General features: G+C 65.7%; 21 protein-coding genes. 12 read left to right on the forward strand and 9 right to left on the reverse strand.

Annotated features, from left to right (window positions below; translation table 11 throughout):
• Window positions 1–14: 14 nt before the first annotated feature.
• Window positions 15–3503, reverse strand: coding sequence for a transcription-repair coupling factor (mfd, locus tag QM748_RS05250; protein WP_415245986.1), 3489 nt, complete (start codon window positions 3501–3503; stop codon window positions 15–17).
• 227 nt (window positions 3504–3730) lie between these two features.
• Here mfd and QM748_RS05255 point away from each other — a divergent pair, with 227 nt between their 5' ends.
• Window positions 3731–4540, forward strand: coding sequence for an alpha/beta fold hydrolase (locus tag QM748_RS05255; protein WP_415245987.1), 810 nt, complete (start codon window positions 3731–3733; stop codon window positions 4538–4540).
• 45 nt (window positions 4541–4585) lie between these two features.
• Window positions 4586–5278, forward strand: a complete 693-nt coding sequence (locus tag QM748_RS05260) for a nitroreductase (RefSeq protein WP_415245988.1) — start codon at window positions 4586–4588, stop codon at window positions 5276–5278.
• Window positions 5279–5299: 21 nt separating this feature from the next.
• Here the strand turns inward: QM748_RS05260 and QM748_RS05265 are convergent, their stop codons facing one another.
• Together QM748_RS05265 and amrA are read right to left on the reverse strand one after the other, a co-directional pair.
• A complete protein-coding gene (locus QM748_RS05265) occupies window positions 5300–5995 on the reverse strand; it encodes an alpha/beta hydrolase (RefSeq protein ID WP_415245989.1) in 696 nt (231 codons plus the stop codon).
• A complete protein-coding gene (amrA, locus tag QM748_RS05270) occupies window positions 5992–6573 on the reverse strand; it encodes an AmmeMemoRadiSam system protein A (protein WP_415245990.1) in 582 nt (193 codons plus the stop codon). Before amrA ends, QM748_RS05265 begins: the two co-directional genes overlap by 4 nt.
• 86 nt (window positions 6574–6659) lie before the next feature.
• Between amrA and ispD the strand changes: the two genes are divergently transcribed.
• A complete protein-coding gene (gene ispD / locus QM748_RS05275) occupies window positions 6660–7391 on the forward strand; it encodes a 2-C-methyl-D-erythritol 4-phosphate cytidylyltransferase (RefSeq protein ID WP_415245991.1) in 732 nt (243 codons plus the stop codon).
• Window positions 7388–7885 carry a 2-C-methyl-D-erythritol 2,4-cyclodiphosphate synthase gene (gene ispF / locus QM748_RS05280; protein ID WP_415245992.1) on the forward strand — a complete coding sequence of 166 codons (498 nt, stop codon included), beginning with the start codon at window positions 7388–7390 and terminating at the stop codon, window positions 7883–7885. The genes ispD and ispF overlap by 4 nt, the downstream gene beginning before the upstream one ends.
• Before the next feature lie 194 nt (window positions 7886–8079).
• Here ispF and QM748_RS05285 read toward each other — a convergent pair whose 3' ends face one another.
• The 4 genes from QM748_RS05285 to QM748_RS05300 all read right to left on the reverse strand — a co-directional run bounded on the left by QM748_RS05285 (window position 8080) and on the right by QM748_RS05300 (window position 10855).
• Window positions 8080–8517, reverse strand: a complete 438-nt coding sequence (locus QM748_RS05285; protein ID WP_415245993.1) for a host attachment protein — start codon at window positions 8515–8517, stop codon at window positions 8080–8082.
• A 202-nt stretch (window positions 8518–8719) separates the two neighbouring features.
• A complete protein-coding gene (locus QM748_RS05290; protein ID WP_415245994.1) occupies window positions 8720–9184 on the reverse strand; it encodes a flavodoxin family protein in 465 nt (154 codons plus the stop codon).
• Window positions 9160–9957, reverse strand: a complete 798-nt coding sequence (locus QM748_RS05295; protein ID WP_415245995.1) for a zinc-dependent peptidase — start codon at window positions 9955–9957, stop codon at window positions 9160–9162. Before QM748_RS05295 ends, QM748_RS05290 begins: the two co-directional genes overlap by 25 nt.
• 4 nt (window positions 9958–9961) lie before the next feature.
• Window positions 9962–10855, reverse strand: a complete 894-nt coding sequence (locus QM748_RS05300) for a DMT family transporter (protein WP_415245996.1) — start codon at window positions 10853–10855, stop codon at window positions 9962–9964.
• Window positions 10856–11042: 187 nt separating this feature from the next.
• Between QM748_RS05300 and QM748_RS05305 the strand changes: the two genes are divergently transcribed.
• A complete protein-coding gene (locus QM748_RS05305; RefSeq protein ID WP_415245997.1) occupies window positions 11043–13247 on the forward strand; it encodes a RelA/SpoT family protein in 2205 nt (734 codons plus the stop codon).
• Window positions 13248–13318: 71 nt separating this feature from the next.
• Here the strand turns inward: QM748_RS05305 and ppk1 are convergent, their stop codons facing one another.
• Complete coding sequence (ppk1, locus tag QM748_RS05310) at window positions 13319–15400, reverse strand: polyphosphate kinase 1 (RefSeq protein ID WP_415245998.1); 2082 nt, start codon at window positions 15398–15400, stop codon at window positions 13319–13321.
• Between the two features lie 201 nt (window positions 15401–15601).
• Between ppk1 and ppx the strand changes: the two genes are divergently transcribed.
• The 3 genes from ppx (at window position 15602) to QM748_RS05325 (ending at window position 18901) form a co-directional block, all read left to right on the forward strand.
• A complete protein-coding gene (gene ppx, locus QM748_RS05315; RefSeq protein WP_415245999.1) occupies window positions 15602–17104 on the forward strand; it encodes an exopolyphosphatase in 1503 nt (500 codons plus the stop codon).
• Window positions 17105–17274: 170 nt separating this feature from the next.
• Window positions 17275–18075, forward strand: coding sequence for an enoyl-CoA hydratase (locus QM748_RS05320; protein ID WP_415246000.1), 801 nt, complete (start codon window positions 17275–17277; stop codon window positions 18073–18075).
• Between the two features lie 43 nt (window positions 18076–18118).
• On the forward strand, window positions 18119–18901 hold the full coding sequence (locus tag QM748_RS05325; RefSeq protein ID WP_415246001.1) for a TatD family hydrolase: 783 nt from the start codon (window positions 18119–18121) through the stop codon (window positions 18899–18901).
• Here QM748_RS05325 and QM748_RS05330 read toward each other — a convergent pair.
• Window positions 18883–19518, reverse strand: coding sequence for a TetR/AcrR family transcriptional regulator (locus tag QM748_RS05330; RefSeq protein WP_415248023.1), 636 nt, complete (start codon window positions 19516–19518; stop codon window positions 18883–18885). The genes QM748_RS05325 and QM748_RS05330 overlap by 19 nt on opposite strands.
• A gap of 174 nt (window positions 19519–19692) precedes the next feature.
• Between QM748_RS05330 and QM748_RS05335 the strand changes: the two genes are divergently transcribed.
• The 4 genes from QM748_RS05335 to QM748_RS05350 are packed head-to-tail and all read left to right on the forward strand — an operon-like array spanning window position 19693 to window position 23893.
• Window positions 19693–20442, forward strand: a complete 750-nt coding sequence (locus QM748_RS05335) for an electron transfer flavoprotein subunit beta/FixA family protein (RefSeq protein WP_415246002.1) — start codon at window positions 19693–19695, stop codon at window positions 20440–20442.
• A 2-nt stretch (window positions 20443–20444) separates the two neighbouring features.
• Window positions 20445–21374: an electron transfer flavoprotein subunit alpha/FixB family protein gene (locus QM748_RS05340; protein WP_415246003.1), complete on the forward strand. Its 930-nt coding sequence runs from the start codon at window positions 20445–20447 to the stop codon at window positions 21372–21374.
• A 26-nt stretch (window positions 21375–21400) separates the two neighbouring features.
• The gene (locus QM748_RS05345; protein WP_415246004.1) at window positions 21401–22066 is read left to right on the forward strand and encodes an energy-coupling factor ABC transporter permease; all 666 of its coding nucleotides are present in this window, start codon (window positions 21401–21403) and stop codon (window positions 22064–22066) included.
• A 30-nt stretch (window positions 22067–22096) separates the two neighbouring features.
• Entirely contained in the window at window positions 22097–23893 is a 1797-nt protein-coding gene (locus QM748_RS05350; RefSeq protein WP_415246005.1) for an acyl-CoA dehydrogenase, read from the forward strand.
• Window positions 23894–23986: the final 93 nt, after the last annotated feature.

Genomic DNA, 23986 nt, shown 5'->3' on the forward strand with positions numbered 1-23986 from the left:
CGGCCTCCGGTCGGTCAGGCTTTCACCGCGTCGAGCAGATCCTTCACGGCCTTGGCGCGGTCCTTCAGGTTCGGCAGTGCGGCGCGGCGCACGAGCTTTTCCGGGCCGGCCATCTTGATGCTGCGGTCCTTCTGGATCAGGAAGATGACCTTGACCGGGTCGATCGGCGCGTCCTTGGCAAACTGCACGCTGATCTGGGCGTCGGAGGCATCGAGCTTCTGTACGCCGTAGTCCTTGACGAGCATGCGCAGGCGGTGGGTTTCGAGCAGCGCGGTGGTCTGCGGCGGCAGTTCGCCGAAGCGGTCGATCAGTTCTTCCTGCAGCGCGCGCAGGTCCTCGTCGGTCTCGCAGTTGGCCAGGCGCTTGTACAGCGTCAGGCGCTCCTGCACGTCGGGGCAGTAGTCGGTCGGCAGCAGCGCCGGGGTGTGCAGGTTGATCTCGGACACCACTTCCAGCGGCTGGCTGAGGTCGGGTTCCTTGCCGGCCTGCAGGTCCTTGACCGCGCGCTTGAGCATCTCGGTGTAGAGGCTGAAGCCGACCTGCTGGATCTCGCCCGACTGGTTCTCGCCCAGCACTTCGCCGGCACCGCGGATCTCCAGGTCATGCATCGCCAGGTAGAAGCCGGAGCCGAGGTCTTCCATCATCGTGATCGCTTCCAGCCGCTTCTGCGCCTGCGCCGAGGGCTTGGCGCCGGGCTGGGTCAGCAGGTAGGCGTAGGCCTGGTGGTGGCTGCGGCCGACGCGGCCGCGCAGCTGGTGCAGCTGCGCCAGGCCGAAGCGGTCGGCGCGGTTGATGATGATGGTGTTGGCGGTGGGGATGTTGATGCCGGTCTCGATGATGGTGGTGCACAGCAGCAGGTTGGCGCGCTGCTGGGTGAAGTCGCGCATCACGCGCTCCAGCTCGCGCTCGGGCAACTGGCCGTGGCCGACGACGATGCGGGCCTCGGGTAGCAGTTCCTCGAGGTCGTTGCGCATGTTCTCGATGGTGTCGACTTCGTTGTGCAGGAAGTACACCTGGCCGCCGCGCTTGAATTCGCGCAGCACCGCCTCGCGGATGGTGCCGCGGCTGGAGGGCTGCACGAAGGTCTTGATCGACAGCCGCTTCTGCGGCGCGGTGGCGATCACCGAGAACTCGCGCAGGCCTTCCATCGCCAGTCCCAGCGTGCGCGGGATCGGCGTCGCGGTCAGGGTCAGGATGTTGACTTCCGAGCGCAACTGCTTCAGCGCCTCCTTCTGGCGCACGCCGAAGCGGTGCTCCTCGTCGATGACGACCAGCCCGAGGCGCTTGAACTGCACGTCCTTCTGCAGCAGGCGGTGGGTGCCGATGATGATGTCGACCTTGCCTTCGGCCAGTTGCTGCAGGGCTTCGGCCTGTTCCTTGGCCGACTTGAAGCGCGACAGCTCGGCGATGCGCACCGGCCAGTCGGCGAAGCGGTCGGCGAAGGTCTGGTAGTGCTGCTCGGCGAGCAGGGTGGTGGGGCACAGCACGACCACCTGCTTGCCGTCCTGCACGGCGATGAAGGCGGCGCGCAGCGCGACTTCGGTCTTGCCGAAGCCGACGTCGCCGCACACCAGGCGGTCCATCGGCCGGCCGGACTTCATGTCGGCCACGACGGCGTCGATCGCGGACTGCTGGTCGAGCGTGGTCTCGAAACCGAAACCTTCGGCGAAGGCTTCGAGATCGTGCTGCTGGAAGTCGAAGCGGTGGCCGGGGCGCGCGGCGCGCTGGGCGTACAGCGCCAGCAGTTCGGCGGCGGTGTCGCGCACCTGCATCGCGGCCTTCTTCTTGGCCTTTTCCCACTGGCCGGAGCCGAGGCGGTGCAGGTCGACCGCTTCCGGGTCGGCGCCGGCGTAGCGGGTGATGACGTGCAGTTGCGACACCGGCACGTAGAGCTTGTCGCCGTTGCTGTATTCGAGGTGCAGGAACTCGGTGTCGCCTTCGCCGAGGTTCATGTGGATCAGGCCGAGATAGCGGCCGATGCCGTGCGACACATGCACCACCGGGTCGCCGACCTTCAGTTCCGACAGGTCGCGCAGCCAGCCTTCCATCGTCGCCGCCTTGCGGTTGTCGCGGCGCGTGCGGGTACGGGCGGTGGCGGCGTACAGCTCGGCTTCGGTGACGATCGCCAGGCCGGCCTCGGGCAGCAGGAAGCCGCTGGCGAGCGGCGATGTGCCGAGCGCGAAACGGACCTCGCTGTCGATGAAGGCGCCGAAGTCCGTCATCGCCTCGGGCTTCAGGCCGAACTCGGCGAGGAACTCGGCCATCGTCTCGCGCCGGCCCGGCGAATCCGCCAGCAGCAGGATGCGGCCGCCGCGCTGGTACCAGTCGCCGGCCTGGAAGGCTTTCAGCTTGTGCAGCGGGTCGGTGGCCTTGCGCTCGACCGACAGCTCGGGCAGCGGCCGGGCGATGGCCTCGCCGCCTTCGGCGCCGGCAACGGCGCCCAGCACCAGGCGGGGGCGCGCCTTCAGCGCGCCGAAGAAGTCCTCGTCGCTGAGGAAGAGCTGTTCCGGCGGCATCACCGGCCGGCTGCGGTCGCCTTTCAGCAGGTCGTGGCGCGAGCGGGTGTCGCGCCAGAACTCGGCGATCGCCGCCGGCACGTCGCGGTGCAGCAGCACCGTGGTGTCGGCGGGCAGGTAGTCCAGCAGCGTGGCGGTTTCGTCGAAGAACAGCGGCAGGTAGTACTCGATGCCGGCCGGGGCGATGCCGTTGGAGACGTCCTTGTAGATCGCCGCGCGCGTCGGGTCGCCTTCGAAGGTCTCGCGGAAGCGGCTGCGGAAGCGGGTGCGCCCGGCATCGTCGAGCGGGAACTCGCGCGCCGGCAACAGGCGGATCTCGGTGGTCGGATAGACGGTGCGCTGGGTGTCGGGATCGAAGGTCTTGATGCTCTCGACTTCGTCGTCGAACAGGTCGATGCGGAAGGGCAGCGGCGAACCCATCGGATACAGGTCGACCAGGCCGCCGCGCACCGAGAATTCGCCCGGGCTGACCACCTGGGTGACGTGGGCGTAGCCGGCCAGCGTCATCTGCGTCTTCAGCGCCTCGACGTCGAGGCGCTCGCCCTGCTTCAGGAAGAAGGTGTAGGCCGCCAGGTAGGACGGCGGCGCCATGCGGTACAGCGCGGTGGAAGCGGGCACCAGCACCACGTCGGCCTCGCCGCGGATGATCGCGTACAGCGAGGACAGCCGCTCGGAGATCAGGTCCTGGTGGGGCGAGAAGTTGTCGTAGGGCAGCGTCTCCCAGTCGGGCAGCAGGTGCAGCCGCAGATCGGGCGCGACCCAGCGGATCTCGTCCTGCAGGCGCTGGGCATCCAGCGGGTTGGCGGTGACGACGAGCAGCCGGCCGGCGCGTGCCGCCAGCGCGGCGACCGCCAGCGCATCGGCCGAGCCGGCGAAGGCGGGAAGCTCGAGGCGGGCGCCGGGCCTGGGCAGCGCACAGGCGGCGAGCAGGGGCAGCAGCGGATCGAGGGGGGAGGTGAGCTGGGAAGGGGGCTGAGGGGAGGGCATTGCACCGGTGTTGCGCGTTCTGAAGACGCGATTATAGAGAGTGCCCGGGCGGCCGTTGCCCGCCGCCTTCGTCCGCCAGCGGGTTTTTCGTCATGGAGCGGGCATTGCCTGCTGTCATTACGTTAACGTTAACGTAATTTTCGACACATCATCCCGCGAACGAAAACAAGAAGGGTGGTGCGCGATCATGCGGCCCCCCGCCCCCCAAGCCCAGGAGAACGATTCGCGTGCTTCACGACATCGACACCCGCGACCATTGGATCGAGGCCGGCGGCGCCCGCCTGTATGCACGTGAATGGTCGCCTCGCGGTTTGACGTCCCCATCGGGCCGTGATCGCACCCCGATCGTGCTGCTGCACGATTCGCTCGGCAGCGTGGAGCTGTGGCGGGAATTCCCCGCGGCCCTGTGCGCCGGCACCGGCCGGCGGGTGCTGGCCTACGATCGCCTCGGCTTCGGCCGTTCCGATGCGTATTCGGGCAGACTCCCGTTGGACTTCATCGCGGTCGAGGCGGAGACGGGCTTTGCGGCGCTGCTGCGGCAGCTGGAGATCGGCCGTTTCATCCTGTTCGGCCACAGCGTCGGCGGTTGCATGGCGGTGAATTGCGCCGCGCGCCATGCCGGCGACTGCGTGGCGCTCGTCACCGAGTCGGCCCAGGCTTTCGTCGAGGACCGGACCGTCGCAGGCCTCGAGGAGGCCCGCGAGCTGTTCAAGGATCCGGTCCAGCGCGAGCGGCTGGCGAAATACCATGGCGGCAAGGCGGAGTGGGTGCTGGAGGCCTGGATCGGCACCTGGCTCGACCCGGCTTTCTCGTCCTGGTCGCTGAGGCCGGTGCTGCCCAGGGTCGAATGTCCCGTCCTTGTCATCCACGGCGCGGAAGACGAGTACGGCAGCCCGCGCCAGCCGGAACTGATCGGCGCGCTTGCCGGCGGTCCGGCGCGCGTCGAGATCATGGCCGATACGCGGCATGTGCCGCACCGCGAACGCCCGGCGCAGGTCACCGGGTTGGTTTCACGTTTTCTCGATGGCGTCGCCTGAAGGCGGCGGCTTTCAACAATCCTGTCCGTTCCCGAGGTTCCTCGCATGAGCAGCTCCCTCCAGTCAGCAGTCGACGAAGTCATCAACAGCCGCTATTCCTGCCGTGCCTTCCTGCCGCGCGCAGTGCCTCGGGAGACGATTGCCGACATCCTTGCCGTGGCATCGCGCGCGCCGTCCGGCACCAACATCCAGCCGTGGAAAATCTGGGTCCTGACCGGCGCCAGCAAGGCCAGGGTGTCCGAAAAGATCCTTGCCGTATTCGATGATCCCGGCGAGGCCGCGACACACACCGAGCCCTATATCTATTACCCCAGGGAGTGGATATCGCCCTATGTCGAGCGCCGCCGCCAGGTCGGCAGGCAGCTGTACAGCCTGTTGAACATCCAGAAAGGCGATGCGCAGCGCATGCACGAGCAGTTCGCCCGCAACTACAAGTTCTTCGATGCGCCGGTCGGCCTGATCTTCAGCGTCAACAGCATCATGGAGCAGGGCTCGTGGCTCGACAGCGGAATGCTGCTGCAGAACGTCATGCTGGCGGCGAAGGCCCGCGGGCTGGATACCTGCCCGCAGGTCGCGCCGATCCAGTTCCACCGCATCATCAAGCAGGAGCTCGGCATCCCCGACAGCGAAACCCTGATCTGCGCGATGTCGATGGGTTATGCCGATCCGCAGGCGCCGGAGAATGCCCTGCGCACGGAACGCATGGCGCTCGACGAATGGGTCAGCTTCCGCGACTGAAAAGGGGGCGGCCGCGGACGGTCAGGCAGCCGGGCCGGCTCGATCCGTTGCGGTCCCGTCCGGAGCGGGAAGGTGGGCCAGCAGCCAGTCGCATGCTGCCTGCGCAGCATGCGTCCGGTGTTCCTGCCCGCCGCCGGCTCCATCGCCTGCCGGCAGGACGAGCCAGTCGTGCTCGCCCTGGAGCAGGGCATGGGCGGACGCCAGCATCGGCGCATCCGGGCTTTCGGGCACGACGATGAAGCGTGTCGGCGTACGAATGGCACGCAAGGGTGCCGCGCCAGCGAGATCGGCTCGCCCGCTGAGGCAGGCGATCGCAGTGAAGCTCTCCGGCGCACTGACTGCCGAGCGGATCGCGGCGGCACATCCGGTGCCGTCGGCGACGAGGCCGATCGGGAGGCCTTCGAGCGAGGGCTGATGCGTTGCCCAATCCACCGCGGCAAGAACTCGCTCGGTGAGCCGGGGGATGTTGAACGCAGCATCGGCATCGTGCAGCGCTTCGCGCGCGGTCAGCAGCTCGACCGTCATCGTCGCGAAGCCGGCCGCCTGCAGCGTCAGTTCCAGGGGGCCGGGTGCGCCGTCGGGCGAAGCCTGGTCCAGCGATCGGCCCGAGGAATGGATGCACAGCGCCAGCGCCCGCACGTCCGGTGCATGGGCAAGCATGCCGGCCAGCCAGTCGCCGTGTGCCGGGATGCTGAGCGGCGTGTGGCGCAGCTTCACGATGCGCTTCGCCAGGTACTGACGCCGTAGCGTGCCGCCATCAGCCCATCCACCGGGCGTTCGAGCGGAATGCCGGCTTTTTCCTTGAGCGCGGCGAGGAACAGCTCGGGCCGTGGCAGCTGAGCCCACATTGCCGGCAGCAGTGTGACGCCGCGGCAGCCGGCGAACAGCATCACCCCGTCCTGATGCGGACGCAATTGGCGAAGCAGGTCGGCCTCGTCGGCAAAATCGATGAACTCCGGCTCGTCCAGCAGCGAAACCTCGATGCCCGCCTGTGCGAATGCCGCCGCATCGAGCGCCGGAAAGCGCGGATCCTGGCAGGCGGCGATTGCGTTGGCGACCACGTCGGCCGCCAGCGAGCGGGTACGCCGCATGCTGCCGACGCTGCCGCGCATTTCGCCTGCCACCGTCAGCGTGACGAAAGTGGCGCCGCGCTCACCGAGTGCGGGATGGGCGTCGGCCACGGGTGCCGGGCCGAGTCCGAGATGGTGTGCAATGGCCTCGCGCGCCAGGCGCAGAAGTTGCGGACCGAGGTCGGCATCGGGGATGGCTTCGGTCCGGGGCTGGGCAAGTGGCATGGAAGGAAGTAGGGCGGATGGCAGGCCCTCGAATCATACCTCCACGCTTCGCGGAATGCGGCCCGGCGCCGCCGGGCGCGGTTAGAATGCGCGCCATGCAAAACACACAAGCCCGCCCCCGGGCCCGCCATTTCGCCATCGTGCCCGCCGCGGGCAGCGGCTCGCGCATGGGCGCTGAGCGGCCCAAGCAGTATCTGCCGCTGCTGGGCCGTCCTTTGATCCATCACGCCTTGTCGGTGCTGTGCACAGCGCCCGACATCGACAAGGTGTTCGTCGTGCTGTCGGTGGATGATACCGAGTGGTCCCGGCACGACTGGTCGGCGCTGGGCGCCAAGCTCGTGCCCTTGTTCTGCGGCGGCGCGACGCGCGCGGACAGCGTGCTCGGCGGCTTGCGTGCGATATCGAAGGAGGCCGCGGCATCCGACTGGGTGCTCGTGCATGATGCCGCACGGCCCTGCCTGGCGCCCTGGCACATCGACAAGCTGGTGCGCGAACTGGCGCATGACGAAGTGGGCGGGCTGCTGGCGGTGCCGGTCGCCGACACGCTGAAGCGCGCCGACGGCCATCGCCACGTTGCCGCCACGGTGCCGCGCGACAGCCTGTGGCAGGCGCAGACGCCGCAGATGTTCCGCTACGTGATGTTGCGCCGGGCGCTGGAGGGCGCATCCGGCGTCACCGACGAGGCCAGCGCGATCGAGGCCGCCGGCCTGCGCCCCCGCCTGGTGCAGGGCGACGCCACCAATCTGAAAGTCACCTATCCGCTCGACCTGCATCTGGCCGAGTGGATCCTGCAGAACCGCGAAGGAGCCAGGCAATGAGCGTTCCGTTCCGTATCGGCCAGGGTTTCGACGTCCATGCCTTGGTGCCCGGCCGGCCGCTGATCATCGGCGGCGTGACGATTCCCTTCCCGCGCGGCCTGCTCGGCCATTCCGATGCCGACGTGCTGCTGCATGCGGTCACCGATGCCCTGCTCGGCGCGGCCGGCCTGGGCGACATCGGCCGGCTGTTTCCCGATACCGACCCGCAACATGCCGGCGCCGATAGCCGCGTGCTGCTGCGCGAGGCCTTCGCCCGCGTGCGTGCCGCCGGCTGGCAGGTGGTCAACATCGACGCCACCATCATCTGCACTGCGCCGAAGATCATGCCCCATGCGCCGGCGATGGCCGCCAACATCGCGGCCGACCTGGATATGGACGCAGGCGCGATCAACATCAAGGGCAAGACCACCGAGAAGCTCGGCTTCACCGGACGTGGGGAAGGAATCGCCACGCAGGTCGTGGCCTTGCTGGCGCGCGCCGACGGGGCCGCCTGAAACGGCAGCGGGGCCGCGTGTCTGGCACGCCGGCCCCGCGCTCTGGGTAACGGCGCCGGGCATCGCACCCCTTGCGCCGTCGAGCCTCCTGGATGGAGGCTGTCGGAAATGAATCGGAATGGTTCAGATCGAATCGAGTGGGATGTCGTATCCGCTCAAATGAATCCTCCTCCGAAAACGCCGTTCATGCGGCATCAAAGATAGATCGCCGAAGCGAGCCGCTGGCTCAGTTCCGGCTCGGCCGTCTTGGTGTAGTCCTTTTCGAAGCGGTCGCTGATCAATTGCGCGGTCGGGCCGTCGATCACGGTGTTGAGCATGCCCATGAAAGCCGGCGGCGCGACCAGGATGGCGCGCTTGAAGGCGTTTGCCGCCCGTCCCTGGTACAGGGCCTGGGCGATTTCCTGGGCGAAGACCCTGGCTTCGTGCTGTTTCGGAAGTGTCTGTGGCTGCATCGATCCGCCACCGCCGTTGGCACCCATCGCGCCCGAGCGGTCGGTGACGAGTTCAGAGTTCTTCTGCCTGCTTTCCGGGTGGATCAGTTCCTTGACCAGCGTGAGTCCCTTGTTGGGACCGAGATTCGCATACAGCTTCGCCAGGCTGGCGTTGGCAACCAAAATCCAGGTTATTGCCATGAGACGACCTCCGTTAGCGTGAAAAGGATGACGTACCGTGTCCATGCACCGAGGGGACGTCGATGGCGCGGCACTCGTTCACCTTAGTCACTCGTTGCCATCCTGCCAAACCCATTTGGTATCACAGTGTGGAAGCACATTTCGATGAACGGATCGCGTTCCGCAAAGCGCCGCGGGCGCTGGCACGCGGCCAGATCCGAGCCTAGAAAATTCCCATGCCGAGCCCGGATGCCATCGCTTCTCCGAGTTCTTCGGCGGCATCCAGGTGTCCGGTGGCGATTTCCCCGCGTGCGATCAGCGCTTCGGCGACCTGTTTCCAGCCATAGCCTCTGGCGATACGCCCGATCTCGCGCACGGCTCCGGTACCGTCGTTGCCGGCGCTGACGAAGACGGCGTAGGGCAGGCCGACGAGCCTGCCTTCGCAGGGATAGTAGGTGCGGTCGAAGAAGTCCTTCAGCCCGCCGGACATGGTGCCGAAGTTCTCCGGGGTGCCAAGCAGCAGGCCGTCGCAGGCCAGCAGATCGTCGGCGCCGGCATCGAAGGCGCGCAGCAGCCGGGTGTCGACGCCGTCGATGCGGCGGGCGCCGCGCAATACCGCTTCGGCCAGCCTGCCGGTGTTGCCCGACTGGGTGTGATGAACGATCAGCAGGCGCTTGGCTGGTGCCATCCGCGTCCTCTCAACAGGGCTTCCCGCTGGGCGGGGTCGACGCCATAGAACAGGGCGAGTTGAGCGTACACCTGCGGAAAACGCTGCTGCAGCACATGGGGCGCTTCGAAGAACACTTCGGAAACGACGGCGAAGAACTCGCCAGGATGCTCCGCGCCATAGGGATCGATGTCGGTTTCCGCGCCGCTGTCCACTTCGTTGCAAAAATCCTCGAATGCCTGGCCGAAGGCGGCTGCCCAGGCGCGCCGCGACATGTCGGAGCGCAGCCGCGGCAAGCCATCGACACCGCCGTTCTCCATGTCGAGCTTGTGGGCGAATTCGTGGATCACGACATTGATGCCTGTCGGCTGTCCTTCGCTGCCGAACCAGGACAGCAGCACCGGTCCGCCTTCCCAGGCTTCGCCCAGCACTTCGTCCTCGTATTCGTGCAGCACGCCGGCCTCGTCGTACTCTCGCCGGGGAATGACGAAGTCGCCCGGGTAGACGATCACACCGACCCAGTCGCGATAGGCCTGCAACCCGATGTTCAGCACCGGCAGGCAGGCCTGCAGTGCGATGCAGAGCAGGATGTCATCGTCCAGCTCGAGCCCGTTGGCGCCGTGGAACTGCTTGCTGGCGAGAAATTCCAGCGCCATCTGGCGCAGCCGCGGCCGGTCGTCCGGATCGAGGTAATCGAGGAAGGGCAGCCAGGCCTCCACTCTTGCCCACTGCTCGTCAGGCACGGAGGTCGGTGGGGTGGCGAGGCCGAGCCAGCGGCGGATGCGTTCGAACATCGATTCAGCTCGACGGTTTGCGCGTGGTCAGGAAGATGCCGGCGAATACCAGCGCGATGCCGACGAAGTGGTACCACTGCGGCCGTTCGTCGAGGAAGATCGCTGCCAGGATGGTCGCGAACACCGGCATCAGGTGGATGAACAGCGAGCCTCGCGCCGGCCCGACCGCGGCGACGCCGGCGTTGTAGAACACGTAGCCGAGAAAGCCGGGAAAGATGCCGGTGTAGAGGATGCCGCCGATCGAGGCCAGGTTGAGGTTGATGTGCCGGCCTTGGGACAGCTCCCAGGCGTAGGCGGGCGCCAGCGCGAGCAGGCCGACCACGGTGAAGGCGGCCAGCATCAGCATCGGATCGACGCCGGCTGGGCGTTTCTGCAGGCCCACGGTGTACAGCGCCCATACCGTCACCGACACCAGCATCCACAGGTCGCCGGTGTTGAGCGTGAGGCCAAGCAGGGTTTCCAGGCTGCCACGGCTGACGATCGCCGCTACGCCGAGCAGCGACACCGCGACGCCGGCCGCCTCGGCACCGCTCAGGCGCCTGCCGAAGAACAGGAAGCCGAAGGCGATGGTGGCGATCGGGATGAAGGAGTTCAGCAGCGTGGCACTGGTTGCGGTGGTGTGCTGCAGGGCGAGGTAGGCGAAGGTGTTGTAGCCGCCGACGCCGAGCAGGCCGAGCACGACCACGATCGGCCAGGCTGCGCGCAGCTTGTCCCATTGGCCACGCAGGTGCGGCAGCGCAAGCGGGGCAAGCAGGGCGAATGCAATCACCCAGCGCCAGAAGGCGAGTGCAAGCGGCGGCACGTCGGCGCGGATGCCCCGGCCCATCACCATGTTGCCCGACCAGAAAAGGGCGGTGAGCGTGAGCAGGAGGTAAGGATTGGCTTTGAAACGGTGCATCGTCGTTCGGTCTGGAATCATGGAGGCGGCGGGTGCCACCGGCCGGGGATGATCGCACAGCACGGACTCAGGTGCGAAGATCGCATCGGCCACCGCTCCGTCAGCATCGGCATGCCGCATCTCAATACATTTCCCGCGGGCTGATCACACACTCGCCAGCCCTCCCGGTATGGGATAATCCATCGCCATGGTTTCCGTCACTCATGCCATCTCCCAGGGCGACACCGCCCCTCCGGTCAACATGCTCGCTGCCGGCCTGACGGTCGAAGAACGCGACAGGATCGAATCCGCCCTCGAATGGATATCCGAGCTGTACGAAGGCAAGGTGCTCGGTACCGGCGAGCCGGCCTGGACCCATGCGATCGGCACCGCGCTGATCGCGGCTTCGCTGAAGCTGGATGCGGACACGCGCATCGCCGCGCTGCTGTTCGCGGTGTGGGACGAAGTGGATGATCCTGCCGCAGAGATCGAATCACGCTTCGATGCCGACATCTGCCATCTGGTGCGCGGCCTGCACAGGCTCAACGGCCTGCGCGTGCTGACGCGGATGACGACCACCGCCACCGCGCCCGAGATCCGCGCCCAGACCGAAGTGCTGCGCAAGATGCTGCTGGCGATGGTCGAGGACATCCGCGTGGTGCTGGTGCGTCTGGCCTCGCGCACGCAGACGCTGCGCTTCTACACCGACCTGCCGGGCGACGCGCGGGTGGATGTGGCTCGGGAGAGCCTGGACATCTATGCGCCGCTGGCCAACCGGCTTGGCATCTGGCAGCTCAAGTGGGAACTGGAGGATCTTTCCTTCCGCTTCATCGAGCCCGAAACCTACAAGCGCATCGCCAAGATGCTCGACGAGCGTCGGGTGGAGCGCGAGCAGTTCATCCAGGATGCGATCGAGCGCCTCAGGACCGAGCTGGCGGCGGTCGGCATCAAGGCCGAGATCACCGGGCGGGCCAAGCACATCTACAGCATCTACAACAAGATGCGCAAGAAGCGGCTCGACTTCTCGCAGGTGTTCGACATCCGTGCGCTGCGGGTGCTGGTGGAGGAGGTCAAGGACTGCTACACGGTGCTCGGCTTCGTGCATCAGATCTGGCAGCCGATCAGCAAGGAATTCGACGACTACATCACCAAGCCCAAGGGCAACAACTACCAGTCGCTGCATACCGCGGTGCTGGCGGGCGATGGGCGCGCGCTGGAGGTGCAGATCCGCACCCACGATATGCACAGGCATGCCGAGCTTGGCGTTGCCGCGCACTGGCGCTACAAGGAAGGCACGCAGTCGGGTTCGGAGTACGACGAGAAGATCGCGCTGCTGCGCAACCTGCTGTCCTGGCGCGACGAGGTCACGGACTCCGCGCAATGGATGGAGCAGTTCAAGCGCGCCTCGCTGGACGACACGCTCTATGTGCTGACGCCGCAGGGCAAGGTGGTGGACCTGCCGCGCGGCGCCACGCCGATCGATTTCGCCTACCGCCTGCATACCGACCTCGGCCACCGCTGCCGTGGTGCCAAGATCGACGGCCACCTGGTACCGCTGAACACGCCGCTGGAAAACGGCCAGACGGTCGAGATCGTCACGGTCAAGGAGGGTGGCCCTTCGCGCGACTGGCTGGATGCGCGGCAGCACTACGTCAATACCTCGCGTGCGCGCAACAAGATCAAGCAGTATTTCGCCCAGCTCGACGAGGAAGACCTGCTCGTGCGCGGCCGCAGCTTCGTCGCCAGGGAAATGCAGCGTGACGGCCACAGCCAGGCCAACCTCGATGGCCTGGCCGAACGCCTCGGCTTCAAGAACGCCGAGGCGCTCTTCCTCGCCGCCGGCCGGGGAGAAGTGGGGCCGCGTTCGGTGCAGGTGGCGCTGCGCGAAGGCAGCACGCCCGCGCCGGAAGCGCCGGCCGAGCCGGATTTCGTCGTCAGCCGCAGCCGCTCGGGCGACAACTCCGACAAGATTCTGATCGTCGGCGTCGGCAAGCTGATGACCTCGCTGTCGCGCTGCTGCAAACCGGCGCCGCCGGACGCGATCGAAGGCTTCGTCACCCGCGGGCGCGGCATCTCGATCCATCGCGTCGATTGCCAGGACTTCCAGCTGCTGGCGCAGAAGCATCCCGAGCGGGTGATCTCGGCGGAATGGGGCGGCCTGGCCACCGACAGCAAGACGGCGCTGTACCAGGTTGACATCACCGTGCAGGCGATGGACCGGCAGGGCCTGCTGCGCGACATCTCGGAAGTGCTGTCGCGCGAGAAGCTGAACGTGATCGCGGTGAACACGCTGACCAAGAAGGGCACGGCCTACATGCGCTTCACGATGGAGGTCAACGGCATCAAGCAGGTCCAGCGTGCGATCACGCTGATCCGCGAGGTTTCGGGCGTGATCGACGCGCAGCGCAAGTAGCGCGCGCGGGGCTGCGCCGGCCTGAAAAAAGAACGGGGCCTGCTGCCCCGTTCGTCTTTTGCGCCGCCGCTTCAACTGCTCGTGGCCAGTTCCTTCAGCAGGATCAACTGCGCAGCACGGCGCGTGCCGCGCGGATTCCGGCGGCGGTAGCGGCCGTCCTGCAGCATTTCCCAGGCCTGGCAGTTGTCGCCGAGATAGGGGCGCAGGCCTTCCTTCATCACGCGCCGTTTCAGCTTCGGATCGAGCACCGGGAAGGCGATCTCGATGCGGCGGAAGAAGTTGCGCTCCATCCAGTCGGCGCTGGACAGGAACATCAGGTCGTCGCCGTCGGCATGGAAATGGAAGATGCGGTGGTGCTCCAGGAAACGGCCGACGACCGAGCGAACCCGGATGTTGTCCGACAGGCCGGACACGCCCGGTTTGAGCGCGCAGGGGCCGCGCACGATCAGGTCGATCTCGACGCCGGCCTGCGAGGCTTCGTACAGCGCCTCGATGGTTTCGGGCTCGAGCAGCGCGTTCATCTTGGCGATGATGCGGCCGCGGCGGCCTTCGCGGGCAATTGCCGCTTCACGCCTGATCGCTTCGACGACCTTGGGCTGCAGCGTGAATGGCGCCTGCCACAGGTGGCGCAGCTCGCTGGCGGTGCCCAGCCCGGTCAACTGCTTGAAGACGGTGGCGACGTCCTCGCCGATTTCCTGGTTGGCCGTCAGCAGGCCGAAGTCGGTATAGAAGCGCGTGGTGCGCGGATGGTAGTTGCCGGTGCCCAGATGCACATAGTGGCGCAGGCCGTCTTCCTCGCGGCGAACCACCATCAGCAGCTTGGCGTGGGTCTTGTAGCCGAACACGCCATAGACAACGTGGGCGCCGACCTCTTCCAGCCGGTTGGCCCAGCTGATGTTCGCTTCCTCGTCGAAGCGGGCCATCAGTTCCAGCACGACCGTCACTTCCTTGCCTTTCTGTGCGGCGCGCACCAGGTGCTCCATCAGCACCGAGTCGGTGCCGGTGCGGTACACCGTCATCTTGATCGCGAGCACCTGTGGATCGTCCGCCGCCGCGCGCAGCAGGTCGATGACCGGCGCAAAGCTCTGGAAGGGATGGTGCAGCAGCACGTCGTGATTGCGCAGCACGGCGAAGATCTGCCGCCGCTTGTCCAGCGGCTTCGGGATGCCCGGCACGAAGGGCGGGTACTTGAGGTCGGGGCGCTCCACCCAGTCGGGCACCTGCATCAGGCGCACCAGATTGACGATGCCCGGTGTGCGGTAGAGGTCGTCCGGCTCCAGATGGAAATGCTGCAGCAGGAAGGCGGCCATTTCCTTCGAGCAGCTGTCGGCGACCTCCAGCCGCACCGCATCGCCGTAATGGCGCTGCTGCAGCTCGCCCTTCAGCGACACCCGCAGATCCTTGACCTCTTCCTGGTCCACGAACAGGTCCGAATTGCGCGTGACGCGGAACTGGTAGCAGCCGAGCACGTTCATGCCCGAGAACAGTTCACCGACGTGCGAATGCAGCACCGAGGACAGGAACACGAAGGTGTATTCCTGTGCGCAGATCTCGCGCGGCAGCCGGATCACGCGGGGCAGGGCGCGCGGCGCCTGGACGATGGCGGCGCCGGAGTCGCGGCCGAAGGCATCGCGCCCTTCCAGCTCGACGGCAAAGTTCAGGCTCTTGTTCAGCACGCGCGGAAACGGATGTGCAGGGTCGAGCCCGATCGGCGTCAGCACCGGCATCACTTCGTTCATGAAGTAGTCGCGAATCCACTTCAACTGGGTTTCGGTCCATTCGCTGCGGCGCAGGAAGACCACGCCTTCCTTTTCCAGCGCGGGAAGGATGTCGTCGTTGAGCAACTCGTACTGATCCGAGATGATGTCATGCACCTCGTCGCTGACCCGTTCGAGCAGATCCCGTGGCGAAATGCCGTCGTGGCCGGTCTTGCGGCTGCCGAGGTGGATCTGCTCCTTGATGCCGGAGACGCGAATCTCGAAGAACTCGTCGAGGTTGCTCGAAACGATGCAGAGGAAGCGCAGGCGTTCGAGCAGCGGCACGGTTGGGTCGGCAGCCTGCGCAAGCACGCGGCGCTGGAAGCGCAACAGCGACAGTTCGCGGTTGATGAAATGGTCGGTGGGGTAGCTGCGATCGTTCTTCGGGGCGTACATGGCGATCCGGGTTCACGGGTGAAGGGTTGCTCCGATTATGTGACAGATTCGTTGCAGGATCATGACAGCGGCGAGCTCCGGCTGCTCGCGATGCATGGAATCACTGGCGGATGTGTTCGGGACAATATTTCTGCTGCAACGCAACGTAGCGCCGATGCTAAAATCCGCCGATCGGCCTCGTGCCATTCGTCCGGAACTCTGATGATGCACAACCTCATTGCAGCGATCGATCTTGGCTCCAACAGTTTTCGCCTGCAGGTCGGTCGTATCGTCAATGATCAGATCTATCCGCTGGATGGGCTGAAGGAAGCCGTACGTCTGGCCGCGGGCCTGTCTGCCGACAAGATTCTCGACCTCGATGCCCAGGAACGCGGGGTGGCGGCGCTGCGGCGCTTTCGCGAGCGCCTGCACGACTTCGATGCCGGCGCCGTGCGTGCAGTGGCCACCAATACGCTGCGCGTGGCCAAGAACTCGGCGGAGTTCCTGCTCCGCGCCGAAGCAGCGCTGGGCTTCCCGATCGAGGTCATCGCCGGCCGCGAGGAAGCCCGCCTGATCTACGTCGGCGTGGCGCACACGCTGCCCGACCCGCACAAGCAGCAGCTGGTCGTGGACATCGGCGGCGGTTCGACCGAGTTCGTCATCGGCAAGAGTTTCGAGCCCTTGCTGCTCGAATCGCGTTACATGGGCTGCGTGGGCTACAGCCTGCGTTTCTTCCCGAACGGCCGCATCGACAAGCGCGGCCTGAAGGAAGCCGAACTCACCGCACGGCGTGAGCTGCAGACCATTGTCGCAGCGTATCGCGAAGCGGGCTGGGAAGAGGCTGTCGGCTCCAGCGGTTCGGCCAAGGCCCTGGCTGAAATACTCGAGCAGAACGGCTTCTCCCATTCGGGGATCACCCGCGAGGGCTTGGAGCGTTTCCGGGCTGAATTGCTGCGCGCCGGCAGCGTCGACGCGCTCGACCTCGCCGGACTGAAGGGCGACCGCCTGCCGGTGATCCTGGGCGGCTTTGCCATCATGAGCGCGGTGTTCAAGGAGTTCGAGATCGAACAGATGGTCTTCTCCGAAGGCGCGTTGCGCCTGGGGGTGCTCTACGATCTGCTTGGCCGCTACCACCACCATGATCTGCGCGACGCCACGGTCAACGCCTTCGTGCGCCGCTACAACGTCGATCTGCGGCAGGCTCAGCAGGTGGCGGATACCGCATGCAATCTGCTGTACCAGGTCGAACCGGCAATGGCCGACCCGGAGAACCTCGACCGGCGTTTCCTGTATTGGGCGGCAATGCTGCACGAAATCGGTATTTCCGTTGCTCATTCCAGCTACCACAAGCACAGCGCCTACATCGTCGCCAACGCCGACATGCCGGGTTTTTCGCGCATGGATCAGGGGCGGCTGTCGCGCCTGGTTCTGTCACATCGTGGCAAGCTCGAACGGGTGGCATCGATAGACCCGAACAGTGTCGATTGGCTGCTGATCGCCTGTCTGCGGCTGGCGGTGGTCATCCATCGTGCGCGCGATGCGCGCGGCACTCCTCCGATCAGCATGCGGCGCGAAGGGCGCGGCTTCAGCGTCAACACGCCGCCTGGCTGGCTGCAGAAGCTGCCCTTGACGGCCGCGGCGCTGGATGAGGAACAGCGGCAATGGAATGCGCTCGGCAGGGGGCTCTATATCCGTTCGCCCAGCGCACGCAACGTAGAGGCCTGAACGAGACAGGCCATCCCTCGCCGGGAAGTTGGCTGCCGGCGCCGCGAAAGCAGTACCATGTGCGTCCGGTTCGACGTTATCGTCAACCGGACTTGAGCAAATGCGCCCGGCCGGGTTCGGCCGGCCAAGGTGGCATTGCACGCACATAATCGATCACGCAAGGAGACCTCATGAGCGCTGTTCCCGTTTCCAGTTCCGAGCCGATGCTGCTGCGCCATGACGATGGCGGAATCACCACACTGACGCTGAATCGTCCGAACCAGTTCAACTCCTTGTCTTTCGAGATGCTCGAGACGCTGATTGCGGCAGTCGACGAGATCGCCCGTGACGACAGCGTGCGCGTGATCGTGCTGGCAGGCGAAGGCAAGGCCTTTTGCGCAGGTCACGATTTGAAGGAAATGCGCGGCAACTACAGCAAGGATTTCCAGCAGCGGCTGTTCCGCCTGTGCGGCAAGTTCATGATGAAGCTGACCGAGTTGCCGCAGCCGGTCATCGCGCGCGTGCATGGCATTGCCACCGCGGCAGGTTGCCAGCTGGTATCGATGTGCGATCTCGCTGTGGCTGCCGACGTATCCCGCTTTGCGGTGTCGGGCATCAACGTCGGCCTGTTCTGCGCCACGCCGGGCGTCGGCCTGTCGCGCAACATGGGCCGCAAGGAAGCGTTCGAGATGCTGGTCACAGGCGATTTCATCGACGCTCATGAAGCCCAGCGCCGCGGGCTGGTGAACCGTGTGGTGCCGCTCGAGCAGCTCGATGACGAAGTCGGCCGGCTGGCGGCCTCGATCGTTGCCAAATCGCCGGTCGCGATCCGCATGGGCAAGCAGATGTTCTACAAGCAGCTCGAAATGGGCCTCGACGCGGCCTACCAGATGGCGGCCGAAACCATGGCCTGCAACGCCATGTGCGATGACGCGGCCGAAGGCATGGACGCGTTCGCCGCCAAGCGCAAGCCGGTGTGGAAAGGACGCTGAGCTCCTCGAAGCGGCGGCCGGCCTGGGCCGCCGTATTGGCAGCATGCTGATCGATACCCACATCCATCTCGACGCTGCAGAGTTCGATCCGGATCGCAGGCAGGCCATCGATGCCGCCCGGGGCGGCGGTGTCGCCGGCTTCGTCGTGCCGGCAGTCGAGCGGGCCAACTTCGATGCCGTGCGGGACGTCGCAGCGGCGAATGCCGATGCGTGCTTCGCGCTGGGCGTCCATCCGATGTACGTGATGCCGGCGCGGATGGAAGACATCGACGTGCTCGACCAGTACCTCGGCCAGGGCGGGGCGGTGGCGGTGGGCGAAATCGGCCTGGACCATTTCGTTCCCGGCATCGATCATGCGCGGCAACTCGATTTTTTCGTCGCCCAGCTCAGGCTTGCCCGGCGCCATGGGCTTCCGGTGATCCTGCACGTGCGCCGTGCGATCGACCCCATCCTCAAGCAGCTGCGGCGCATCGGCGTGCCGGGCGGTATCGCCCATGCCTTCAACGGCAGCAGACAGCAGGCGGATGCCTTGATCAACCTCGGTTTCAAGCTCGGTTTCGGCGGGACGCTGAGCTTCAGCGGCTCGACGCGTATCCGCGAACTCGCCGCTACCTTGCCGCTGGATGCGATCGTGCTCGAAACCGACGCGCCCGACATCCCCCCCGAATGGGCAAGGGGACAGCGCAACGAGCCGGCGCATCTGCCGCGCTATGCGGAGATTCTGGCTGAATTGCGTGGTGTCACGGTTGGAGAAATCACCGCAGCGACCGGTCGGAACGCAACTGAAGTCCTGCGCTGGCGTCCCGCTCAGGCCGTTGGTGCCTGAAGCCTGTCGGCTCCGGGTGCTGTCGCACGTGCGGTCGTGGATCCGGAGCGCGCGATCAGGTCGGCAATGTCGCGTTTGAGGCGGAGCACGTCACTGTCGAATTTTTCGTAGATCATCAGCGACACACCGAACACGTAGGCGTAGAGCAGCATGCAGCGGCTCGAGGCCTCTTCCATCGGCACACCGCAGGCCAGGAAGAGATCCCGGGCACAGCGCAGGCGGACATCGTCCACTTCGGCGACGATTGCAGCGGCCTCAGTGTCGCGGCGTGCCCAATCCCGCACGGCAAGCTCAATCATCATGCCGCGGCGGCTGCGGCTGGCGCTGTAGACATCGATGACGTGGTAGATCTGGGCAAGTTCATTGCCGGGTTGAGCTCTGGTCTGCTTGATGATGTCGCAGATCCGGCCTTCCTTCCAGTGCTGCAATATCGCCATCAACAGGTCGCGGCGATCGTCGAAGTGCCAGTAGAAGCTGCCTTTCGTGACCTTGAGCCGCTTGGCGAGCACTTCGACCCGCAGGCCGGCGATTCCCTCTTCGGCCATGACTTCGATGGCAGCGTTGATCCAGCTCTGGCGGTCGAGTTGGGTACGAGGTTTCTTTGCTGTTTTTTCCATACGGAATAGTATTGACGATTCTTTCTCCATACGCTACCGTATGTAAGGATGGCATGGAGCGGACCTTCAGTCACAGTCACGCAAGCGTGTCATGTCCATTAAGCAGTGACATAATCATCCACCCCGGTCGCAGTCGCCGGAAGATATTCTGACCAATGAAAGGAGCGCGGCAGAGTGAAGATTCTCGTACCCGTGAAACGCGTTGTCGATTACAACGTGAAGGTTCGCGTCAAGGCCGACGGCAGCGGCGTGGATATTGCCAACGTCAAGATGAGCATGAACCCGTTCGACGAGATTGCGGTGGAAGAGGCGGTTCGGCTGAAGGAAGCCGGGGTGGCCACGGAGGTGGTGGCGGTGAGCTGCGGCGTGGGGGCGTGCCAGGAGACGCTGCGCGCGGCGCTGGCGATCGGCGCCGACCGTGCGATCCTGGTCGAGACGGATGCCGAGCTGCAGCCGCTGGCGGTGGCCAAGCTGCTGAAGGCGGTGGCCGACAGGGAACAGCCGGCGCTGGTGATTGGCGGCAAGCAGGCGATCGACGACGACGCCAACCAGACCGGGCAGATGCTGGCGGCGCTGGCGGGCTGGCCGCAGGCGACGTTTGCCTCGAAGCTGGTGATCGCGGACGGCAAGGCGCAGGTCACGCGCGAGATCGACGGTGGGCTGGAGACGCTGTCGATCGCGCTGCCGGCGGTGGTGACGACGGACCTGCGGCTCAACGAGCCGCGCTACGCGACGCTGCCCAACATCATGAAGGCGAAGAAGAAGCCGCTCGACACGCTGAAGCCGGAAGAGCTGGGCGTGGACGTGGCGCCGCGGCTGCAGACGCTGAAAGTGGCCGAACCGCCCAAGCGCAGCGCGGGAGAGCGGGTGGCGGACGTCGCCCAACTGGTCGACAAACTCAAGAACGTTGCGAAGGTGATCTGAACATGGCCATTCTCGTCATTGCCGAACACGACAACCAATCGCTCAAGGCCGCCACGCTCAACACCGTGACCGCGGCGGCCAGGCTGGGCGGCGACATCCACGTGCTGGTGGCCGGTGCCGGCTGCGGCGCGGCGGCCGAGGCGGCGGCGAAGATCGCCGGCGTGGCCAAGGTGCTGGCGTGCGATGCGCCGCACTACGAAGCGCAGACGGCGGAGAACGTGGCCGAACTGGTCAAGGGCCTCGCGCCGAACTACAGCCACGTGCTGGCGCCGGCGACGCCGAACGGCAAGAACATGCTGCCGCGGGTGGCGGCGCTGCTGGACGTGGCGCAGATCAGCGACATCGTCGCCATCGAAAGCGCCGACACCTTCGTGCGCCCGATCTACGCCGGCAACGCACTGGCGACGGTCAGGAGCGCCGATGCGATCAAGGTCATCACGGTGCGCACCACCGCCTTCGATGCGGCCGCAGAAGGCGGTGCCGCCCCGGTCGAGGCGCTGGCGGCGGGAGCCGACCTGGGCGTGGCGGCGCTGGTCAGCCGCGAGCTGACCAAGAGCGAGCGCCCCGAGCTGGGCGCGGCCAGGATCATCGTCTCGGGCGGCCGTGGCGTGGGCAGCGGCGAGAACTACCACACGCTGCTCGAGCCGCTGGCGGACAAGCTGGGGGCGGCGCTGGGCGCGAGCCGTGCGGCGGTCGATGCGGGCTACGTGCCCAATGACTACCAGGTGGGCCAGACGGGCAAGATCGTGGCGCCGCAGCTGTACATCGCGGTGGGCATCTCGGGGGCGATCCAGCACCTGGCGGGGATGAAGGACTCGAAGGTGATCGTGGCGATCAACAAGGATCCGGAGGCGCCGATCTTCCAGGTGGCCGACTACGGCCTGGTGGGCGATCTGTTCGAGGTCGTACCGGAACTCACCGCGGCCGTCTGAGCTGACCGGTAACGGACAGCGTCCGCATGAATCTCGCAAGTTCGCTGTTCCCGGCGTCCTGGCACTGGATCATGCTGGCGCTGTCCGTGTTCATCCTGTCGAAACTGCTGCTGCGTGCGCCATGGCGTCGTCTGCAGAACGGGTCGCAGCTCAATCTGCTGCTCGGCTTCATCGTCGGGCTGATGCTTCTGTGGAGCATGCGGGCAGGAATAAAGCCCGGCTTGAGCCTGCACATGCTTGGTGCAATGGCTGCCACCCTGATTTTCGGCCCCTGGCTGGCGCTGCTGGCGCTGGCGGGGGCATTGACGGGAATCTCCTTGAACGGAGCGGTGGAGTGGAGCGCATGGCCGATCAATTTCATCCTGATGGCGGCGATTCCGGTGGCCATCGCGCACCTGATCCAGCGCGCCATAGAGCGCTGGCTGCCGGCCCATTTCTTCATCTTCATCTTCGTCATGGGTTTCGCCGGGGCTGCACTGACCGTCATGCTCCAGGGCCTGACCGCGTCGGCGGCACTGGCCGCGGCAGGTGCCTATCCTGCCGATTACCTGCTGGCGGAATACCTGCCTTATTTCCTGCTCCTCGGCTTTGCAGAAGCCTGGATCAGCGGTGCAATCGTGACTTTGCTGGTGGTTTACCGGCCGGACTGGGTAGCCGGCTTCGACGACAATCGCTACCTGATCAACAAATGATTCCAACAATCTGAGGGAGATACCGAATCCATGAGCAATTACAGTGCCCCGATTCGCGACATGCAGTTCGCGATGCGTGAACTGGCAGGTCTCGACGAAGTCGCCCAACTGCCCGGGAACGAAGAGGTTTCGATCGATCTGGTCGATGCCATCCTTGAAGAAGCCGACAAGTTCGCCAGTGGCGTGCTCGCGCCGCTGAACCGGATCGGCGATCAGGAAGGAGCCAGGTGGAAGGACACCGAAGTACATACCGCGCCGGGTTGGAAACATGCCTACGACCAGTTCCGCGAGTCCGGCTGGACGGCAATTGCCTGCGATCCCAAGTATGGCGGCCAGGGCCTGCCCAAGCTGTTGTCCACTGCGGTGATGGAAATGTGGAAATCGGCCAACATGGCCTTCTCGCTGTGTCCGATGCTGACCACCGGCGCCATTGAAGCGCTGATGCTGCGCGGCACAGACGAGCAGAAGGACATGTACCTGCCGAAGATGGTTTCCGGCGAATGGACCGGGACCATGAACCTGACCGAACCCCAGGCGGGCTCGGATCTGGCTGCCGTGCGCACGAAGGCCGAACCGCAGGGTGATGGCACCTACAAGATCTTCGGCCAGAAGATCTTCATCACCTACGGCGAGCATGACATGACCGACAACATCATCCACCTGGTGCTCGCCCGCCTGCCGGACGCGCCCGAGGGGGTGAAGGGCATCTCGCTGTTCGTCGTGCCCAAGTTCCTAGTCAATGCCGATGGCAGCATCGGTGCGCGCAACGACGTGCACTGCGTGTCGATCGAGCACAAGCTCGGCATCCACGCCAGTCCGACCGCAGTGCTTGCTTTCGGCGACAAGGGCGGGGCGATCGGCACCCTCGTGGGAGAGCCGAACCGCGGCCTGGAATACATGTTCATCATGATGAACGAAGCCCGCTTTGCGGTCGGCATGGAAGGCCTGGCGCTGTCGGAGCGCGCTTACCAGCACGCCCTGCAGTATGCGAAGGATCGTGTGCAGGGCACCGAAGCAGGCGTGCGTGGCGGCCCGAAGGTCAGCATCATCCATCATGCGGACATTCGCCGCCTGTTGATGAACATGAAGAGCAAGACCGAGGCGATGCGCGCACTGGCCTACGTGGTTGCCGCTGCCACCGACAAGGCCCACCACCATCCCGACGAAGCGGTCCGGGCGCAGAACCAGGCCTTTGTCAACCTGATGATCCCGGTGGTCAAAGGCTGGAGCACCGAGAATTCGATCGACGTGGCTTCGGATGGCGTGCAGGTTCACGGCGGCATGGGCTTCATCGAGGAAACCGGCGCTGCCCAGCATCTGCGCGATGCGCGCATCACGACGATCTACGAAGGCACCACTGCAATCCAGGCGAATGACCTGATCGGGCGCAAGATCGCGCGTGAGAACGGCGCCACCATTGCTGCCGTGATCAAGGTGATGCGTGGGGTCCAGGCCGAACTGGCCGCCGCGGGCGGTGACGCATTCTCTGCCATTGCCAGGTCGCTCGATGCAGGCATCGCTGCGGTGGAAGAGGCGGTCGCCTATATCCTGGCCACTTACGGCAAGGACGTGAAGGCCGCGTCGGTGGGTTCGGTCCCCTTCCTGAAGCTGCTGGGCATTGTCGCAGGTGGCTGGCAGATGGGCCGTGCGGCGCTGCTTGCCAGGCAGAAGCTGCAGGCCGGCGAGGGCGAGTCCGGCTTCTATCAGGGCAAGATCGTCACCGCGCGCTTCTACGCCGATCATGTGCTGGCGCAGGCACCTGGCCTGGCCTACACCATCGTCAATGGCGCAACGGCTGCGCTCGAGCTTACGGAAGAGCAGTTCTGACCAGCGGGCGGCCTTGCGGCCGCCTGCTGAAGCGCCAAAAGAAAGAGAGGCTGGATCACGATGATCCAGCCTCTCTTTCTTGCCTTCGAGGGC

Origin of the sequence: Thauera sp. (assembly GCF_047601425.1) — a bacterium.
Taxonomy (GTDB): domain Bacteria; phylum Pseudomonadota; class Gammaproteobacteria; order Burkholderiales; family Rhodocyclaceae; genus Thauera.

Excerpts from the sequence above, each read along its gene's own strand:
- QM748_RS05350 (WP_415246005.1), top strand. The coding sequence starts at position 22,097 with ATGAGCAATTACAGTGCCCCGATTCGCGACATGCAGTTCGCGATGCGT.
- ispF (WP_415245992.1), top strand. The coding sequence starts at position 7,388 with ATGAGCGTTCCGTTCCGTATCGGCCAGGGTTTCGACGTCCATGCCTTG.
- QM748_RS05260 (WP_415245988.1), top strand. The coding sequence starts at position 4,586 with ATGAGCAGCTCCCTCCAGTCAGCAGTCGACGAAGTCATCAACAGCCGC.
- ppk1 (WP_415245998.1), bottom strand. The coding sequence starts at position 15,400 with ATGTACGCCCCGAAGAACGATCGCAGCTACCCCACCGACCATTTCATC.
- QM748_RS05300 (WP_415245996.1), bottom strand. The coding sequence starts at position 10,855 with ATGCACCGTTTCAAAGCCAATCCTTACCTCCTGCTCACGCTCACCGCC.
- QM748_RS05345 (WP_415246004.1), top strand. The coding sequence starts at position 21,401 with ATGAATCTCGCAAGTTCGCTGTTCCCGGCGTCCTGGCACTGGATCATG.
- QM748_RS05340 (WP_415246003.1), top strand. The coding sequence starts at position 20,445 with ATGGCCATTCTCGTCATTGCCGAACACGACAACCAATCGCTCAAGGCC.
- mfd (WP_415245986.1), bottom strand. The coding sequence starts at position 3,503 with ATGCCCTCCCCTCAGCCCCCTTCCCAGCTCACCTCCCCCCTCGATCCG.
- QM748_RS05290 (WP_415245994.1), bottom strand. The coding sequence starts at position 9,184 with ATGGCACCAGCCAAGCGCCTGCTGATCGTTCATCACACCCAGTCGGGC.
- QM748_RS05295 (WP_415245995.1), bottom strand. The coding sequence starts at position 9,957 with ATGTTCGAACGCATCCGCCGCTGGCTCGGCCTCGCCACCCCACCGACC.
- QM748_RS05325 (WP_415246001.1), top strand. The coding sequence starts at position 18,119 with ATGCTGATCGATACCCACATCCATCTCGACGCTGCAGAGTTCGATCCG.
- QM748_RS05285 (WP_415245993.1), bottom strand. The coding sequence starts at position 8,517 with ATGGCAATAACCTGGATTTTGGTTGCCAACGCCAGCCTGGCGAAGCTG.
- ispD (WP_415245991.1), top strand. The coding sequence starts at position 6,660 with ATGCGCGCCATGCAAAACACACAAGCCCGCCCCCGGGCCCGCCATTTC.
- ppx (WP_415245999.1), top strand. The coding sequence starts at position 15,602 with ATGATGCACAACCTCATTGCAGCGATCGATCTTGGCTCCAACAGTTTT.
- QM748_RS05305 (WP_415245997.1), top strand. The coding sequence starts at position 11,043 with ATGGTTTCCGTCACTCATGCCATCTCCCAGGGCGACACCGCCCCTCCG.
- QM748_RS05320 (WP_415246000.1), top strand. The coding sequence starts at position 17,275 with ATGAGCGCTGTTCCCGTTTCCAGTTCCGAGCCGATGCTGCTGCGCCAT.
- QM748_RS05330 (WP_415248023.1), bottom strand. The coding sequence starts at position 19,518 with ATGGAAAAAACAGCAAAGAAACCTCGTACCCAACTCGACCGCCAGAGC.
- amrA (WP_415245990.1), bottom strand. The coding sequence starts at position 6,573 with ATGCCACTTGCCCAGCCCCGGACCGAAGCCATCCCCGATGCCGACCTC.